This window comes from Nocardioides sp. CPCC 206348, from assembly GCF_048654705.1.
Classification (GTDB): Bacteria; Actinomycetota; Actinomycetes; order Propionibacteriales; family Nocardioidaceae; genus Nocardioides.
Genome location: NZ_JBMCZA010000131.1, coordinates 40218 through 56953 on the forward strand (window position 1 = coordinate 40218; position 16736 = coordinate 56953).

General features: G+C 69.0%; 17 protein-coding genes and 1 riboswitch. Of the genes, 5 read left to right on the forward strand and 12 right to left on the reverse strand.

Features of this window, described 5'->3' with window-relative positions; translation table 11 throughout:
• Positions 1 to 4: 4 nt before the first annotated feature.
• The 9 genes from ACOADB_RS08080 to ACOADB_RS08120 form a co-directional block, all read right to left on the reverse strand.
• Positions 5 to 379, reverse strand: coding sequence for a DUF2304 domain-containing protein (locus ACOADB_RS08080; protein ID WP_378597446.1), 375 nt, complete (start codon positions 377 to 379; stop codon positions 5 to 7).
• Positions 376 to 1077: a glycosyltransferase family 2 protein gene (locus ACOADB_RS08085; protein ID WP_378597447.1), complete on the reverse strand. Its 702-nt coding sequence runs from the start codon at positions 1075 to 1077 to the stop codon at positions 376 to 378. Before ACOADB_RS08085 ends, ACOADB_RS08080 begins: the two co-directional genes overlap by 4 nt.
• 87 nt (positions 1078 to 1164) lie before the next feature.
• Positions 1165 to 2523, reverse strand: a complete 1359-nt coding sequence (locus ACOADB_RS08090) for a hypothetical protein (RefSeq protein ID WP_378597448.1) — start codon at positions 2521 to 2523, stop codon at positions 1165 to 1167.
• Positions 2524 to 2537: 14 nt separating this feature from the next.
• Positions 2538 to 3878, reverse strand: coding sequence for a hypothetical protein (locus ACOADB_RS08095; RefSeq protein ID WP_378597449.1), 1341 nt, complete (start codon positions 3876 to 3878; stop codon positions 2538 to 2540).
• 50 nt (positions 3879 to 3928) lie between these two features.
• Positions 3929 to 4663 (reverse strand): L,D-transpeptidase family protein, encoded by a 735-nt coding sequence (locus tag ACOADB_RS08100; protein ID WP_378597450.1) that lies wholly within the window; start codon positions 4661 to 4663, stop codon positions 3929 to 3931.
• Between the two features lie 50 nt (positions 4664 to 4713).
• Positions 4714 to 6420 carry a cytochrome b gene (locus tag ACOADB_RS08105; RefSeq protein ID WP_378597451.1) on the reverse strand — a complete coding sequence of 569 codons (1707 nt, stop codon included), beginning with the start codon at positions 6418 to 6420 and terminating at the stop codon, positions 4714 to 4716.
• 1 nt (position 6421) lies between these two features.
• Positions 6422 to 7522 carry a ubiquinol-cytochrome c reductase iron-sulfur subunit gene (locus tag ACOADB_RS08110; protein WP_378597452.1) on the reverse strand — a complete coding sequence of 367 codons (1101 nt, stop codon included), beginning with the start codon at positions 7520 to 7522 and terminating at the stop codon, positions 6422 to 6424.
• Positions 7519 to 8394 (reverse strand): c-type cytochrome, encoded by an 876-nt coding sequence (locus tag ACOADB_RS08115; RefSeq protein WP_378597453.1) that lies wholly within the window; start codon positions 8392 to 8394, stop codon positions 7519 to 7521. Before ACOADB_RS08115 ends, ACOADB_RS08110 begins: the two co-directional genes overlap by 4 nt.
• A 70-nt stretch (positions 8395 to 8464) precedes the next feature.
• The gene (locus ACOADB_RS08120; protein WP_378597533.1) at positions 8465 to 9055 is read right to left on the reverse strand and encodes a cytochrome c oxidase subunit 3; all 591 of its coding nucleotides are present in this window, start codon (positions 9053 to 9055) and stop codon (positions 8465 to 8467) included.
• Positions 9056 to 9223: 168 nt separating this feature from the next.
• Here ACOADB_RS08120 and ACOADB_RS08125 point away from each other — a divergent pair, with 168 nt between their 5' ends.
• From ACOADB_RS08125 to trpD, 3 genes are read left to right on the forward strand one after another with little or no spacing between them, the layout of a single operon-like run.
• Complete coding sequence (locus ACOADB_RS08125; protein WP_378597454.1) at positions 9224 to 10150, forward strand: cytochrome c oxidase assembly protein; 927 nt, start codon at positions 9224 to 9226, stop codon at positions 10148 to 10150.
• A 10-nt stretch (positions 10151 to 10160) separates the two neighbouring features.
• Positions 10161 to 10562, forward strand: coding sequence for a hypothetical protein (locus tag ACOADB_RS08130; RefSeq protein WP_378597455.1), 402 nt, complete (start codon positions 10161 to 10163; stop codon positions 10560 to 10562).
• 1 nt (position 10563) lies between these two features.
• Positions 10564 to 11586, forward strand: coding sequence for an anthranilate phosphoribosyltransferase (trpD, locus tag ACOADB_RS08135; RefSeq protein WP_378597456.1), 1023 nt, complete (start codon positions 10564 to 10566; stop codon positions 11584 to 11586).
• A gap of 15 nt (positions 11587 to 11601) precedes the next feature.
• Here the strand turns inward: trpD and ACOADB_RS08140 are convergent, their stop codons facing one another.
• From ACOADB_RS08140 to ACOADB_RS08150, 3 genes are read right to left on the reverse strand one after another with little or no spacing between them, the layout of a single operon-like run.
• Positions 11602 to 13032, reverse strand: coding sequence for a hypothetical protein (locus ACOADB_RS08140; RefSeq protein WP_378597457.1), 1431 nt, complete (start codon positions 13030 to 13032; stop codon positions 11602 to 11604).
• A 2-nt stretch (positions 13033 to 13034) separates the two neighbouring features.
• Positions 13035 to 13313: an Lrp/AsnC family transcriptional regulator gene (locus tag ACOADB_RS08145; protein ID WP_056706115.1), complete on the reverse strand. Its 279-nt coding sequence runs from the start codon at positions 13311 to 13313 to the stop codon at positions 13035 to 13037.
• Positions 13310 to 15046 carry a DEDD exonuclease domain-containing protein gene (locus ACOADB_RS08150; protein ID WP_378597458.1) on the reverse strand — a complete coding sequence of 579 codons (1737 nt, stop codon included), beginning with the start codon at positions 15044 to 15046 and terminating at the stop codon, positions 13310 to 13312. The genes ACOADB_RS08145 and ACOADB_RS08150 overlap by 4 nt, the downstream gene beginning before the upstream one ends.
• 123 nt (positions 15047 to 15169) lie before the next feature.
• Between ACOADB_RS08150 and ACOADB_RS08155 the strand changes: the two genes are divergently transcribed.
• Both ACOADB_RS08155 and ACOADB_RS08160 read left to right on the forward strand, forming a co-directional pair.
• Positions 15170 to 15376: a hypothetical protein gene (locus tag ACOADB_RS08155; protein WP_378597459.1), complete on the forward strand. Its 207-nt coding sequence runs from the start codon at positions 15170 to 15172 to the stop codon at positions 15374 to 15376.
• Positions 15377 to 15555: 179 nt separating this feature from the next.
• Positions 15556 to 15734: riboswitch (cyclic di-AMP (ydaO/yuaA leader) on the forward strand.
• A gap of 82 nt (positions 15735 to 15816) precedes the next feature.
• Entirely contained in the window at positions 15817 to 16734 is a 918-nt protein-coding gene (locus ACOADB_RS08160; RefSeq protein ID WP_378597460.1) for an NlpC/P60 family protein, read from the forward strand.
• The last annotated feature ends 2 nt before the right edge of the window (positions 16735 to 16736 follow it).

The following is a 16736-nucleotide window of genomic DNA, read 5'->3' on the forward strand; positions in this document are numbered from 1 at the left end:
GGCGCTAGCTGCGAGGGTGGACGGAGCCGATGGATGCCTCATGGGCGTCCCGGGACCGGTCGAACTCGAGGAGCGCCTGGGCCCGGGCGAGATTGGCCAGGCGGCGGTCCAACTCACGCAGGCGGACGTTCTGGGTGATCGTGGTGAACACGAACACGACGACGAGGACGTAGAGGATCAGGTTCGGCCCCTCGCGCACGCCGACCAGGTTCGCAGCCTTCGTGACGAGTGAGGGAGCAATGACACTGGCAGCGGCTCCCAGGGCAACGGCGAACCCGATCAGCCGGGTCACGGCGAGCCGGCCACCGCTCGGTCGTGCCTTGAGCAGCACGATGACCATGAGCAGGATGCTCGCCAGCAGGAAGACACGGATGATCATGCGGTCGCTCCGAGGCGATCGGTTGCGAGGTCGAACAGGATGTTGAGCGCGTTGAGGTTGGATTGTCCCTTGCTCCGGGAGTAGTCCGAGTAGTGCATCGTGACAGGGTGCTCGGACCAGGTCAACGAGGCCGCCGCCACCCGTGACTCGATCTCGGAGGCGTGGGCCATTCCGAACTGGCGCAGGTTCATCTGAGCGGCTGCGGAGCGGGTGAGCACCCGAAGGCCGTTGTGGGTGTCGGTCAACTCGATGCCGGTGACGGTACGCGAGAAACGCAGCGCTGCGGCCATCAAGACCCGTCGGGTGAACGGCTGGCCCTCGGTCCGGCCCAGGTTGCGCGATCCCAGGACGATGTCGACGGAGGTGACCAGTGCCTTCGTGACCATTGCGGCTGCATCGCTGACGAGGTACTGGCCGTCGGCGTCGAACGTCACCACGTGGGTCGCGTCGGTGCGGGCCAGCACGTAGTCGAACCCGGTCTGGAGAGCGGCGCCCTGACCGAGGTTGATCGGGTGGCTGAGAACCTTGGCGCCGGCAGCCCGGGCAGCGGCTGCGGAACCGTCCTTCGAGCCGTCATCGACGCACACGACGTGCGGGAACGTGCCGAGAAGATCGGTCACGACCTCGCCCACGACAGGGCCTTCGTTGTACATCGGAACGATGACAACGACGCGGTCGAATGCGGGGCGATTGAGCACACGTTGAGACTAGTGATCTCGGAGCCGGATCGACATGCCCTTGCGTCAACTGTGGTCGACTGGTCCTGGCGTCCTAGTCAGATCGAACTATGTCGGGCTTCGCGATGACGACTCAGCGCCGGACGGCGTCTCGATACCGACCAGTCTGCTGCGGACCAGGTACGCCGTCGTCATGCCGATGAGCAGGAACAGGGCCACGGCTGCGACGGACGTGCCAGCCGCTGATGCCAGCGTGTAGTGCCGCCAACCCCACGCGGCGTCCTTCTGGAGCAGGCCGAGCCCAAGGACCGCGCCGAGTGCCATCGTGCCCAACTGGAAGCCCAGCAGCGGGGTGAGCAGCGCCCTGGATCGTTCCCCCAGGTGCGCGAGCGACATGGCGAGGAGTGGGAACGCGCAGCACAGTGACTCCAGTGGCAACCGGTAACCCCAGAAGCCGTTCCCGCCGTGGTAGGGGTTGAGGTACACCTGAATGAGGAGATAGAAGAACCCTCCGATGGCAAGGGCTCGAGCCCAGTCCGGCACCTCGCGCCATCCCCGAATCACCGACGGGATCAGGATGAGCAGGACCGGCGTCCAGACGAAGATGCCGTAGCCGGGGGAGATCAACATGCCCAGGAGGTCGCCGAGCTGCTCCCACCACGTGCGTGTGGCCGGCCATGCGGCGAGGTCGCCGGCGGCATAACCAGTCGTTGGGCTCCAGGAGCCGTAGAACCAGTGGCCCCACAGCGACAAGACTGCGATCGCGGGCGCACTGGCAGCTCCGACGCGAAGAGCGATGCCCGGTTGGCGACGAGTAGCAGCAACAGAAAGACCCACGATCGCGACTGTCAGCGCGAGGTGCAGGCGCCCGAGGACCGCAACGCCGCCAAAGAGGCCGACGAGCAGCCAACGATCCCGATGAGCAGCCCAGGCCATGCCGCCGATCCCGACGGCCGTCACGGTGTGTGTCCACAGCGATCCGCCGACGACTGTCCAGTACGGCGTCGTGAACGCGAGTGCGGCTGCGGCGGTGAGCGTGACGTGACGTGGCACCGACGTCGGGAGACTGCCGGCCAGCAGCATCAGCGCGCAGGTGGCCAGGAGTGCGGCCGTGAAGCCTGCGGGAAGGAACGACATCTTCGTGCTGCTTGCTCCGGCGCTGATCAGGTACTCGACGGCGTAGGCGGGCACGGCTGCGGCGATCGGGCCGGGGCTCCTGGCGACCACTTCGTGGCCATTGTCGGCATTCGTCGTCGTGAAGAGCGACTCGACCGTCCAGGTGCCGGGCAGGTCGTCGTCCTCGACGTCGTCGAGCCAAGGGCTCCCCGTTGTCGCCAATTGCCAGGCAGCCACGTCGGCTGACACGACGTCGGTGGTGCGAGGCGCGTTCAGGGAGGTCAAGCCGAAGATGATGACGCTTGCCAGACCGAGGGGCGCGAGGCCCGAGAACATTCGACGTGAGGACACGGGGCGATTCTCGATCATGAAGCGGATTCCTCAGCGCCGTTTCGTTGGGCGGGTCGAAGATCGGCGGCCCGAGCGGACCCAGGCGGTCGACCGAGGACGGTCCGGCCGACGAACCAGACCGCCAGGCCGCTGAGGGCGACGATCGTCAGGAACGCCGGTGGATTCTCGAACAGAGCATCCAGGACGATGTTCGAGCGCCAGGGCGAGCCATCCGTGTTGGTGTGCGCGCGGCCGAACATCACGCCGATGACCATCACTGCGAGCTGGAATCCGATGATCGGCAAGAACGCAGCGCGGGCCCGTCGCCCCATGTGACCGGCCGTCAGGACCAAGAGCGGGAAGGCTGCACACAGCGCTTCGAGCGGCAAGCGGTAGCCCCAGAAGCCGCTGCCGCCGTGGAACGGGTTGAGCAGGGCCTGGATGATCAGGTAACAGAGACCTCCAGCAGCCAGCGAACGGATCCAGTCCGGGGCCTCGCGCCAGGCTGCTGGGACCGAGGGAGCCATCAGGAGGAGACAGGGCGTCCAGATGAGGATGCCGTAGCCGGGGGACACGAACATACCGGCCACGTCCGCGGCCTGCTCGACCCATGTACGGGTGGCGGGCCACGCGGCCAGGTCGCCCGCCATGTATCCCGCACTCGGACTCCACGAGCCGTACCACCAATGGCCGAGCACGGAGCACAACCCGACGAAGGGAAGGCTCGTGCAGGCCACCTGCACCGCGATCGCTGGACGGCGACGGGCGAGGGCAACGCACAGGCCGACCACGGCGACGATCACTGCCAGGTGGAGGCGCCCGCAGATGCCGAGGCCTCCGAAGAGTCCGACCAGCCACCAGCGCTCACGGGCGGCTGCCCACGCCATGCCGGCGAGCCCGAGGGTCGTCACACTGTGTGGCCACAGGTCGTTGCCTGCCACGCTCCACATCGGAGTGGTCAGCCCCAGGGCCAACGCGCCCATGAGGGCGACGCGCAGGGGCACGAGGGTTGAGGCGGCCGCGGCGAGGAGGGTGACGGCGATGGCAGCCAGCAGTGCGGCAGTGAGTGAGCCGGGCAGGTCCCTCAGCTGATCCGGACCGCTCACAGTCGTATCGATGGCGTACGCCGGCACAGCTACGAGGACGACACCCGGGCTCCTTGCGACCGCGCGGTGACCGTTGTCGAGATTCACAGCGGTCCACAGCGCTCCGCTGTCGCTCGATTCCACGGTCCACTGGTCAGGGAGTTGTTCGGGCGTGACGTCATCGATCCAGGGTTCGCCGGTGGTGGCCAGTTGCCACGCACCCAACTCCGCGGACCACACGTCTCCGCTGATCGGAGCGTGCATGCCGCCGAGCGCGAACACGGCGAACACGATGACTCCAAGAGCACCGAGAAGACGACGCCGGGGTGCGGGCCGCGGGATCACAGCACCCGGACCGTCGTACGACGGCCGGCAGTGAAGTCCCAGAGCTTGAACGACATGGCCCGGCTCAACCGAACGCAGCCGTGCGAGTCCCCGGCCAGGTTCGTCCCCAGGAAGTAGTTGGCGTGGATCTGGCGACCGGTCGCCTTGCTGCGGGGGATCCGGTGGAAGCCGATGCCGCACGGTGCGAAGCGGACGAAGTTGTCCATCCACACGTTGCCGCTCTGGTTGAGCCGCACGCGCGCAGGGCGCCCGCAGTAGGACCCCGTGCGCCAGGTGCCCTTGCGCAGGACCGCGGGGTTGTCGACGATGCCTGCCTGGGCAACGACGCGGCCGCCCGCCGCGACCAGCCAGATCCAGTTCTGGCGTTGGCTGATCACGATCCGGCGCCCGGATCCGGAGTGGGCCGGAACGGGACGGATGTCGCAGCGCTTCGCGGTCGACGAGTACAGCGCCTGCCGTGTGCTGGTCCCGAGCCTGCCCGTCTGGGACAGCCGGTGCCGTGACTGGAAGCGGATGACGGCGGATCGGGTGTGCGACCCGAAGCGTCCGTCTGCAGGACCTGCATCGCAGTGCAGGGCGTTGAGACGCTTCTGGACCCGCACCACGCCGGCGTCGGCCGCGGCCGGTGTTGCCATGAGGGGAGTGACCAGGGCGAGACAGGCCAGCGCCAGCAAGGGGAGTAAGAGGCGGCGCACCAGGACCTCCTGCGTGGCGTCGGCGAAAAACGGCAACGGGCGCCGTCATCCTCGCACGCGAGGCTGGACGACGCCCGTCGAACGGATCAGTGATCCGCCGGGCCGTGCTTGTTCGGGCCGGCGGCGATCTGCGCCTCCAGCTCGTGCAGCTCGTGCTCGGCGTGGTGCTGCGCGTCGTGCAGCTCCTCGGCGGTGGGCTTCTGCACGTTGTCCGCGAAGAAGACCGCTGCCAGCTTGGCGCGCAGGCGCCGGAGCTTGACCTGACGACCGGCCAGGCCGGACGACTCGATCTCCTCCACCGTCTCCGGCGTCGGGTCGATGTCGCGGGCGCTGAGGCGGTAGGCCTCGCCCTCGGGGAGCGGCAGGTGCTTCTCCGCATAGCCGCCCTCGGGAGAGCGGACCAGGACGCCCGACTCGTAGCCGTGCAGGAGCTTGCCCTCGTCGTGGCGCTGGAGCGAGATGCACCAGCGCTTCGTGATGATGAAGGCGATGACCGGCCCGATGAAGACCGCGCCCCGCATGAAGTAGGTGATCTGGTTGATGCTGAGGTGCATCTTGATCGCGATGATGTCGTTACCGCCCGCGGCCCACGAGAGGCCGTAGAAGGTCATCAGCGCCACCATGATCGCCGTACGGGTCGGGGCGTTGCGCGGACGCTGCAGGAGGTGGTGTTCGCGCTTGTCGCCGGTGATCCAGGCCTCCAGGAACGGGAGCGCGATCAGGATCATCAGCATCAGCGGCGGCATCACGAGGATCGGCAGCATGACGTTCCACGACAGCGTGACCCCGAAGATGTGGGTCTCCCAGGCCGGGATGATCCGGAGCAGGCCGTCGGGCCAGCCCATGTACCAGTCGGGCTGCGAGCCTGCGGTCACCTTGGACGGGTCGTACGGGCCGAACTTCCAGACCGGGTTGAGCGAGAACAGGCCACCCAGCAGGGTGATCACGCCGAACACGATGAAGAAGAAGCCACCGGCCTTGGCGGCGTAGACCGGGAGCATCGGGTAGCCGACGACGTTCTCCTCGGTGCGGCCGGGACCGGCCCACTGCGTGTGCTTGTGGTAGACGAGCAGCAGCATGTGTGCGGCGACCAGGGCCAGCAGGATGCCCGGGATCAGCAGGATGTGCATGGCGTAGAACCGCGGGATGATCGAGTCGCCCGGGAACTCACCTCCGAAGAGGAAGAACGACATGTAGGTGCCGACCACGGGGGAGGCCTTCATGAAGCCGTCCGCGGCCCGGACGCCCGTGCCCGAGAGCAGGTCGTCGGGCAGCGAGTAGCCGGTGAAGCCCTCGATCGTGCCCAGGAGCAGCAGCAGGCAGCCGATCACCCAGTTGAGCTCGCGCGGCTTGCGGAACGCGCCCGTGAGGTACACGCGCAGCATGTGGATCATCATCGAGGCGATGAAGATCATCGCTGCCCAGTGGTGCATCTGCCGCATGAGCAGGCCGCCACGGACATCGAAGGAGATGTCCAGGGTCGAGGCCATCGCCGACGACATGTGCACGCCGCGCAACGGGTCGTAGGAGCCGTTGTACTGGACCTCGGTCATGCTCGGGTCGAACCACAGCGTCAGGAACACGCCGGTCAGCAGCAGGACGACGAAGCTCCACAGGGCGATCTCGCCCAGCATGAAGGACCAGTGGTCCGGGAAGACCTTGCGCAGGTTCTTCTTCATGGCGGTGCCGAGGCCGAGGCGCTCGTCTGCCCAGTTCGCGATGGCGCCGGCGGCCTTGGCCCCCTTGGGAGCGGTGGCGGGCTCGGTGCCGTTGGTCGTTGCGACCTTGCTCATGTCACCAACGGTCATAGTAGTCACGCTCCCAGTAGCTCGGGCCGACCGGTTCGTCGAAGTCGCGGGTCGCGACGAGGTAGCCCTCGGCGTCCACGCCCAGCGGGAGCTGGGGGAGCGGACGGCCAGCGGGACCGAACACGACCTTGCCCGAATCGGCGAGGTCGAAGGTCGACTGGTGGCAGGGGCACAGCAGGTGGTGCGTCGTGCGCTCGTTCAACGAGATCGGGCAACCGACATGGGTGCAGATCTTGGAGTACGCGACGATGCCGTTCACGGTCCAGTTCTCGCGGCTGTTGCCGTCCTTGTCCTTGCCCGGCTTGATGTCCTCCGGGTTCATCCGGAGCAGGACCAGCGAGGCCTTGGACTTGTGGACCTGAGCGGCGATGCCCTCGACCTCGGTCGGGTCGATGTCGTAGCGCTCCGGGTTGTGCAGGGCGTCGGGCTGGCAGTTGACCAGGTCACCGATCTCCAGGTCGGAGGCCAGGATCGGGGTCCAGATGCCGTCGCGCACGACGCGCATCGGCTTGTCCTTGAGGCCCTGGCCCCAGATGGTGTGCTCGAGCTTGTCGCCGGGCAGCGGACCCAGGTCGCGCAGGAGCACGACGGCCGGGAGACCGACCAGGCCCATCGCGCCGAGCAGCGAGTTGCGGATCAGGGGACGCCGGCCGATGCCGGACTCCTCGATGCCGACGTTGAGCGCCTCGAGCGTGGCGACGCGGTCCTCCTCGGGGGAGTTGGCCGGGTGGCGGAGCTCGGAGATCTCGTGGTCGGCCATCAACTTGCGCGACCAGTGGATGATCCCGATGCCGATGAACATCAGCGACAGGCCGAGGGTGGCGCCGAGCGCCATCGTCGAGGCACCGAAGCCGGCGAACACGTGCCAGTTGTCGTCGATGTCCAGGGTGAAGTACGCCACCAGGAACAGGACGGTGCAGATCGCGGAGAGCCCGAAGAATCCGGCGACCTGTCGCTCCGCGCGCTTCTCCTTGGCGGGGTCGACGTCCGTCGGCCGCCAGGTGTGCGCGGGCAGGCCCGGGTCGGCGATCGGGTCGGCGACCGCCAGTTCCCCTCCGTGGGGGTCGTTGTTGTGTGCGTCGCTCACGCTTCCGCCTCGTCCTTCTTGTTGCTCGAGCGGGTGGTGTGGGCCGCGATCCAGACTGCGAAACCGACCAGGGAGCCGATGCCGACGAGCCAGGCGATGATGCCTTCGCTCACGGGACCGAGGCCACCGAGGGTGAGTCCGCCGTAGCTGGGCGCCTTGTCGAGGGTGTCGAGGTAGGCGATGACGGCCTTCTTGTCCTCCGGCGGGATGTTGCCGTCGGAGAACGTGTCCATCGACTGCGGACCGGTCAGCATCGCCTCGTAGATGTGCTTGGAGTCGACGCCGCGGATCTTGGGGGCGTAGCCGCCGCGGGGCATGGCGCCGCCGGAGCCCTCGAAGTTGTGGCAGGCGGTGCAGTTGGCGAGGAAGATCTGGCCACCGCGGACGACGAGCTCCTCGAGCTCCTTGTCGCTCATGCCCTCGGTGGAGTACAGCTCGGTGTCCGGGATCTGCGGACCGGTGCCGAGGGAGCCGACGTACGCGGCCAGCGCGGCGGTCTCCTCCTCGTTGTAGGTGACCTCCTTGCGGGGGGCCTGCACGCCGGGCTGGGCCATCGGCATCCGGCCGGTGCCGACCTGGAAGTCGACAGCTGCCTCGCCCACATCGGTGAGCGCCGGGCCGTACTGCGAGCCGCCCTGGGTCAGGACGCCCTCGCCGTTCTGGCCGTGGCAGAAGGCACAACCCACGAGGAAGAGCTCGCGGCCCTCCTTGACCAGTTCTTCCTGGCTCTGGGCGGAGTCGGCCTGGGCCGGAGCGAACGCGGCGTACAGGCCACCGGTGAGCAGCAAGCCGCACACCAGGACCATCAGGCCGGCGATCGGGCCACGGCGGTGCCGGGAGAGGCGACCGGCGGAGCGGTTCAGAAGGCGCACAATCAGTCCTTGCGGGTCCGGGTCGGATCGGTGGGCGTACAACAGTTCTTCATCGCAGCGGTTCCTGGTGTCACTTGACCAGGTAGATCGTCGCGAACAGCCCGATCCACACGACGTCGACGAAGTGCCAGTAGTAGGAGACGACGATCGCGCTGACCGCCTGCTCGTGGGTGAAGCGTCGCGCGATGTACGTGCGCCCGAGCACGAAGAGGAAGGCAATGAGACCGCCGGTCACGTGGATCCCGTGGAAGCCGGTGGTGAGGTAGAACATCGTGCCGTAGCCGTCGTGCGGGATGGTCACGCCTTCGTGGATCAGCTCGGCGTACTCGAGCGCCTGGCCGCCGATGAAGATCGCGCCCATGACGTAGGTGAGGATGAACCACTCACGCAGGCCCCAGCCGGTCTTGCCGCCCCAGAACTTCCAGATGGGGCCGCCGCGGCCGACCTGCCCGCGCTCGGCGGCGAAGACGCCCCATTGGCACGAGAACGACGACAACACGAGGATCGTGGTGTTGATCGCGGCGAACGGCACGTTGAGCAGGGCGGTGTTGTCCGCCCACATCTCGGACGAGACCGATCGAATCGTGAAGTACGACGCGAAGAGCGCCGCGAAGAACATGAGCTCGCTGGACAGCCAGATGATGGTGCCGACGGCGACCATGCTGGGTCGGTCGTGCTGGCCGTGAAGGCGCGAGGCCGGGAGAGATGCCGTTGCTGTGGTCGCCACGGGCGTCATTATGGCGGTTCCTGACGGCATCGGCATCCCGACCCCCCGATCTGGCGCGTCAACGGGCACGACCTACGCTCGATCCAGTCGAGGAGGTGCCCCGTGGGGTTGGTCGTGACAGTGGCCGCAACAGCAGTGGAGACGCTGCCCCGGTTTGATCTCGGTGCCGTCTGGACCGAGTGGTCCCTGGCCCCCCTGCCGCTGATCGCGACCGTCTGGGGCGTCGGTCTCTACGCCCTCGGGGTGTCGGCGATGCGTCGCCGCGGGGACCGCTGGCCGATCGGGCGGTCGATCGCGTGGGGCATCGGGATGTTCGCCTTCTACTTCGCGACCTCATCGGGCCTGGCGGCGTACGACACCGTCCTGGTGAGCGTCCACATGGTCCAGCACATGGTGCTGTCGATGGTCGTCCCGCTGTCGCTCGCGCTGGGCGCGCCGGTGACGCTGGCGCTGCGCACGTTGCCGAAGACGCCTCGTGGCTGGCTGCTGGCGTTCCTGCACTCGCCCGTGGCGAAGGTCCTCGGCTTCCCGCCCCTCGCGTTCGCCCTCTACGTGCTCTCGCCGTGGGCGCTCTACTTCACCGGTTGGTACGACGCCTCGCTGGACTCGGTCTACGTCCACGAGATGATGCACGTCCACCTGGTGGCGGTCGGCGCGCTGTTCTTCTGGCCGATCGTCGGGATCGATCCTCTGCCCGGGCGGGTCCAGCACCCGTTCCGGGTGCTCCTCACCGTGATGACGCTGCCGTTCCACGCGTTCCTCGGCGTGACGATCATGGGACAGAACACGCTGCTCGGCGGCGACCACTATCCGTCCCTGCACGACGGGCCGATGGGTGCGTGGCTGCCGGACCCGTTCGATGACCAGAACCTCGCCGGCGGGATCCTGTGGGCCGCGGGCGACCTGGTGGGCATCGGGTTCTTCCTGGTGCTGTTCATCCAGTGGGTGCGGGCGTCGATGAAGGAGGCCGAGCGCGAGGACCGCCGCCTCGACCGACTCGAACGGCAGCAGCAGGCGCGGACCGAGTAGCATCGCGCGGGTGACCTCACCGAAGACCCTGAAGGTGCTCGTCTACAGCGACGACGTGCACACCCGCGAACAGGTCATCCTGGCGCTGGGTCGCCGTCCGCACCCCGATCTCCCGGAGCTCGAGTACGTCGAGGTCGCGACCGAACCGGTCGTGATCCAGCACATGGATGCCGGCCACCTCGCGCTGGCGATCCTCGACGGCGAGGCCGTGCCGGCCGGCGGGATGGGCATCGCCAAGCAGCTCAAGGACGAGATCTACAACTGCCCGCCGCTGCTGGTGCTCACTGGTCGGCCGCAGGACGCGTGGCTCGCCACCTGGTCCCGTGCGGACGCCGCGGTGTCGCACCCGATCGACCCGATCGTGCTGGCCGAGGCCGTCGTCTCGCTGCTGCGCGCTCGCGTACCGGCCTGAGATGACCTGGCCAGATGTCCTCGGCTCGCTGGTGGCCGGGGAGAACCTGACGCCTGCCCAGTCGGCCTGGGCGATGGGCGAGATCCTCGACGGCGCGGCGACGCCCGCCCAGATCGCCGGCTTCGTGGTGGCGCTGCGCGCCAAGGGCGAGACCACCGAGGAACTCACCGGACTGGTCGACGCCATGTACGGCGTGATGACGCCCATCTCGGTGCCCGGCAGGTTGCTCGACGTGGTCGGCACCGGCGGTGACCGGTCGTTCTCCGTGAACATCTCGACCATGTCGGCGATCGTGGCTGCCGGTGCGGGCGCTCGCGTCGTCAAGCACGGCAACCGGTCCGCCTCCTCGCAGGCGGGCACCGCCGACGTGCTCGAGGCACTCGGCGTCCGGCTCGACCTGCCGGCCGACCGGGTCGCCCAGGTCGCGATCGAGGCCGGCATCACCTTCTGCTTCGCCGCCTCCTTCCACCCCGCGATGCGCCACGCGGCGGTGCCCCGCAAGGAGCTTGGTATCGCCACTGCCTTCAACGTGCTCGGCCCGCTGGCCAACCCGGCCCGCCCCGCGGCACAGGCCATCGGTTGCGCCGACCTGCGCCTCGCGCCGGTGATGGCCGGCGTCTTCGCGGACCGTGGCGTCGACGCCTGGGTGTTCCGCGGCGACGACGGCCTCGACGAGCTGACGACCACCACGACCTCGCAGGCCTGGGTCGTCCACGGTGGCGAGGTCGTTCCCACGACCATCGACCCCCGTGCGTTCGACCTGGCCCCGGCGACCCCCGAGGACCTGCGTGGCGGCGACGCGGCGCACAACGCGGACGTCGTACGACGGATGCTGGACGGTGTCCGGGGGCCGGTGCGCGACGCCGTGGTGCTCAACGCCGGCGCGGCCCTCGCCGTCTACGACGCGCCCGGATCACCGGTCCAGGAGGCCCTGGCAGCCGGCGTCGTCCGGGCGGCCGAGGCGATCGACTCGGGCGCAGCGAAGGCCACCCTCGACCGCTGGGTTGCCGCAGCTGCAGGCTGAGCCCGGACCAGTCGGTCAGTCCGTGCGGGGCTGGGTCAGGTAGACGAGGTCGTTGTTCGTCGTGACCGTGTCCCAGCCGTGCTCCTCGAGTGCCCCGGCCAGGGGCGCGTCGTCGGGAAGCAGCGCGACGTGTGCGTCGAGGTCGGCGAGCGTGGCCTCCCAGCCGGGAACCAGCTTGAACAGGTCGTCGTACGCGTTCAGCTCGTCGTCGGTGTAGACGTCGCCGTACCCGTGCATCGGGACGTCGAGGCCCGGCTCGGTCCAGAGCAGGACAGCGCCGTCACTGCGATCGGTCAGCACGACGGTGCCGTCGGGGAGGTCGTCGAGGAGGCTGGCGAACGGACGCAGGTCGTCGGCGGGGACATCGCGCAGCGGCAGTGCCGGAGCCAGTACGACGACCCCGACCGTCAGTGCGGCCACGACCGACAGTTCGCGCCGACCCGCCACGCGGGTGCCGGTCGCGGTGCCGCTCTCCCGGCGCAGGGCGGTCAGTTCGCTGGCGACGACGAGGGAGAGGACGACCAGGGCGAGCGGCAGCGTGCGGTTCGAGTAGATCGCGAACACGCAGCCGAGGCCGAGCAGCGCCATGTCGTAGGGACGCACCCCGTTGCGGCGGACGAGGAGCACGACGGCGACGGCCAGCAGGACGGTGACCGGCGCCGCGGCGAGGGTGATGAGCTCCGGCGCGCGCCACTCGCGGAAGTGATCGCCGCGTGAGTTGACCAGGAGGATCGCCGACACCAGTCGCGGACCGACCGGCGTGACGCAGGCGGCGAGCAGCATGCTGGCCGGGACGGCCAGCATGCGCAGGACCTCGGTGCGGGTGCCGCGGCGCTCCAGGCACACGGCCACGGCCAGGACCGCGCTGGCGCCGACCCCCAGGATCCACATGCCGTGGCTGGCGGCCCACACCCAGGCGAGCGGCACCAGCCACCAGGGGAGACGCCCGGTGCGGCGGGCCAGGCTCCAGGAAGCGAGCACGGCCACCAGGCAGAGGTAGCTGAGGACCTGGGGTCGCAACGAGAGACTGGGGAGGCAACCGAGCAGGGCCACGGCAGTGAGCGTGGCGGCGGTGCCGGGTGTGGTGTGCGCGCGGACCAGCAGGTAGACCGCGGCGGCGAATCCGCTGACGAGTGCAGCGAACAGGACGACCAGACCGGTGTCGCCGAACGCATCGGCCAGCCAGGACATCCCGATCTGGGGGAGCCACTGCGTCGGCGCCCAGTCGTTGGTCGAGGCGGTGCTCACCTGGCCGGGACGGGCCAGCGACCAACCGTTGCGGAACTCGTCGCCGAACCGCAGGTGGAAGTACGTGTCGAAGGCCCGGAACGGCCGACTCGCCAGCATGGCGAGGGCGGCGGCCACCAGTACCCCCGCGAGCGGTGGCCACGCGGCAGCGAGCAGCGGGAAGCGGCCGGCAACCTGCGTCGGCGGGGCCGTCGCCACCGTCAGTCGAGCCCGATGGAGAAGGCGGCCTCGAGGTCGTGGCGCGAGTAGGCCCGGTAGGCGATGTGGGTCTCGGTGTCGACGACGCCGTCCACCTTGTTCAGCCGGTCTGCGACGACCGTCGCGATGTCGTCGTGGCTCGCGACGCGGATCAGCGCGATCAGGTCGATCTGTCCGGTGACGGAGTAGACCTCGCTGACTCCCTCGAGGGCGGCGATCGCCTCGGCGACCTCGGGGATCCGCGCGGTCTCGGCCTGCACGAACACGATGGCGGTGATCATGCGCCCACTCTAGGAGACACCGGCGTGTGCAGGAGCGACTCCCGGTGTCGACCTGCTCCGGCCACCGGACACACCCACTCGCCGACGACGTCGACGAGCCGGATGCCCGGAGCCTCGAGCCAGCGCAGGATGCGCTCGGACTCCTCGGCGGTCGCCGCAGGTGCCGGACCGATGGACGGCACCACCGTCTCGGCGGAGGCGCGCAGGCCCGCCACGTAGGCGAGGGCGTCGCCACCCGTCGGAATCACGCCCGCTGCCGCCAGGCGGCCGTGGCGTACGACGTGGACCGACCAGCGGCCGTCGTCGCCCCGTCGTGCTGCGACCACCTCGGGGCAGCCGGTCAGCGCGGTCAGCCGTTGGGAGCGCGCGGCGCCACGGATGAAGTCGGCCAGCCGGTCGCGGTGGTGGGCGGCCTCCTCGAAGCGCTCCTGGTCGGCGAGTGCCGTCATCTTCGCCTGCACGAGGTCGACGACGTCGTCGGGACGGCGCAGCAGCGTGTCGCGCAGCTGGCGCACGACGGCGGCGTACGTCTGCGCGTCGGTGCTCCCGTCGCAGGGCGCGAGGCAGCGCGCCATCTCCGCGAGGACACAGGCCGACCGCGAGGGCCGCAGGCCGAAGCGGTCGTTGCACTGCCGGATCGGGAACACCTCGTGGAGGGCGGCGAGGGCGCTCTCGGCCGAGGACTTCGAGGAGAAGGGGCCGATGTAGTCGGCGTCGTCGTCCAGGACGCGCTTGACCAAGGACAGCCGCGGCCACGGCTCCCGGGTGAGCTTGAGGTAGGTGACCTTCTCCGGGAAGCGGGAGCGGCGGTTGTAGCGCGGCTTGTGCTCGGCGATCAGGCGGAGCTCACGGACCTCGGCCTCGAGCGGCGTCGCGCACTCGACACCGGTGACCGAGGTGGCGATCTGCACCATCTCACCGATCCGGGTCCGCTTCTCCGATGCGGTGAAGTACGACCGCACCCGTCGCCGCAGGTCCTTCGACGTGCCGACGTAGAGCACGTGCTCCTGTGCATCGCGGAAGAGATAGACCCCGGGAGCGTGGGGGAGTCGGTCCGCAAGGTGGCGCTTGCGACGCGCCGCCGGTGCCACCTTGGAGGAGTAGCCCTGCAGCTCCTCGAGGGTGTGGACGCCGAGTCCACCGAGTCGTTCCATCAGCCCGTGGAGTACGTCGACCGTCGCTCGCGCGTCCTCGAGGGCACGATGGTTCGGCGTGGTGCCGGCCCGGAAGACCCGGGCGAGCGAGGACAGCTTGTGGTTGGGCGCCTCGTCGCGGGTGACGACGTGGCGCGCGAGCTTGACGGTGTCGAGCACCTCGAAGTCGGGCCACACGAGGTCCTGCTCGCGGCAGAAGTGCTTGAGGAACCCGACGTCGAAGCGTGCGTTGTGGGCCACCAGGACGGAGCCGGCGGCGAACTCGAGGAAGGCCGGTAGCGCCGAGGTGATCCGCGGCGCGTCGGCGACCATCCGGTTGGTGATGCCGGTGAGCACCGCGATGAACGCCGGGATCGCGGTGTCGGGATTGACCAGCGTCTGGAACTCGCCCAGCATCTCGCCGCCCCGGACCTTGACCGCGCCGATCTCCGTGATCCGGTCGCCGTCACCCACCGAACCGCCGGTGGTCTCCAGGTCGACGACGCAGAAGGTGACGTCACGGAGCGGCTGCCCGAGCTCGTCGAAGGAACGCTGCGCCTCCCACCGGCTCGGCGGTGTGGTGGTGGCGCTGACGGTCATGTCCTCACGGTAGGCAGGACGTCCGACACGTCGTCACTCCCGCGCCGAGGAGAGGCCCGTGGTCGTCGGCCGGGCGCACCCGGCCGCCCATCAAGTGTCGGACCCCCCTGCGACTCTCGAGGCATGACAACGAGGATCGATTGCGACACGTGCGTGGTGCGCGGGCTCGCGTGCCACGACTGCGTGATCACGGTGCTGCTCGGGCCGCCGCCCGAGTTGCTCATCGACGACGAGGAGCTGCGCGCCCTGGACGTGCTGGCCGAGGGCGGACTGGTCCCACCGTTGCGGTTGGTGCTCCCCGTCGACGGCCCGCACGTCGAGTCGGCCTGACGGTGGGTCCTGGCGCGTTGCCCCCGGGGCATGTGTGACAGGTGTGGCCGGTGTGATGTGCGCCTCACCTGTTCGGTCCCCAACACGCCAGCTGAGGTTTGGCGTCCCCGCGACCCCCGATTAGGCTGCCCCCTCAGGTGTTCGAGGAAGTGGGTCGACCGACCCGCGCGGACACCGCGTTGAATCCAGGGCCGCTTGCGGCTCCGGAGCCGGGGAACCAACCACATCTGGGGTGAATCCCGCACGAGGTGCGACCTCGACAATCCCGACCGGATTGAAGAGGACGCGAGGAGTGCGGGTAGGGCAAGTCGTGCCCGAATCCGTCAGCTCACCCGGTAGGCGTACGACACGAAGGGGACCGCCAGCTCGTGCTGAACGGCCGTAACCGCACCACCGCTGCGCTCGCTGCGCTCGCTCTCACCGGAACCCTTGCTCTCTCCGTGAGCACCCCCGCCCAGGCGGAGCCCGACATCGACACCGTGCGTGATCGTGTCGAGAAGCTCCTCCACCAGGCCGAGCAGGCCTCGGAGCGCTACAACGACGCCAAGCTCGAGCTCACCGAGCTGAACCGCGAGCTGCGCTCCCTCAAGGCGGACCAGTCCCGTCAGGGCGACGCGCTGGACGGCGTCCGCTCCGACGTGCGCGACTCGATCATCCAGCGGTACCAGACCGGCGGCCTCGGCCCCACGGGCGAGCTGCTGTCCTCCGACTCCGAGGCCTTCCTCGACGAGCTCTCGACCCTGTCGACCATCACCGGCCTCCAGGACGGCTTGCTGTCGGACTACGACAACGAGCTCGAGGCCTACTCGATCCGTGAGAGCCAGACGGCCAAGCGCCGCAACGACATCGCCGACCTCAAGGCGACCCTGGCCGCGGAGAAGAAGGCCGCTGACTCCAAGCTGGCCAAGGCCGAGTCGCTGCTGTCGCGCCTCGAGGAGGAGGAGCGCGCGGAGATCCTGTCGCGCGACGGCGGTGTCCGCGCCCCCGATGCCTCCTCGATCCCGGCCTCGGGACGGGCTGCTGTTGCGATCAAGTACGCCCTCGCCCAGGTCGGTGACTCCTACGTCTACGGCGCAGCCGGCCCCAACGCCTGGGACTGCTCGGGCCTGATGATGGTCGCGTGGGGCCAGGCCGGCGTCGGCCTGCCGCACTCCTCGCGTGCCCAGTCCGGTGCCGGAGCGCGGGTATCGAAGAGCCAGTTGAAGCCCGGGGACCTCGTCTTCTACTACAGCCCGATCAGCCACGTCGGCATGTACATCGGCAACGGCATGATCGTCCACGCGGCCAACCCCGGCGCAGGCGTCAAGGTGTCCAGCGTCGACGAGATGCCCTACTCCGGGGCCGTTCGTCCTGGCTGACC

Bases quoted from the DNA above. Each gene is read 5' to 3' on its own strand.
- ACOADB_RS08080 (WP_378597446.1), bottom strand. From the start codon at position 379: ATGATCATCCGTGTCTTCCTGCTGGCGAGCATCCTGCTCATGGTCATC.
- ACOADB_RS08105 (WP_378597451.1), bottom strand. From the start codon at position 6,420: ATGAGCAAGGTCGCAACGACCAACGGCACCGAGCCCGCCACCGCTCCC.
- ACOADB_RS08120 (WP_378597533.1), bottom strand. From the start codon at position 9,055: ATGGTCGCCGTCGGCACCATCATCTGGCTGTCCAGCGAGCTCATGTTC.
- trpD (WP_378597456.1), top strand. From the start codon at position 10,564: ATGACCTGGCCAGATGTCCTCGGCTCGCTGGTGGCCGGGGAGAACCTG.
- ACOADB_RS08145 (WP_056706115.1), bottom strand. From the start codon at position 13,313: ATGATCACCGCCATCGTGTTCGTGCAGGCCGAGACCGCGCGGATCCCC.
- ACOADB_RS08150 (WP_378597458.1), bottom strand. From the start codon at position 15,046: ATGACCGTCAGCGCCACCACCACACCGCCGAGCCGGTGGGAGGCGCAG.
- ACOADB_RS08155 (WP_378597459.1), top strand. From the start codon at position 15,170: ATGACAACGAGGATCGATTGCGACACGTGCGTGGTGCGCGGGCTCGCG.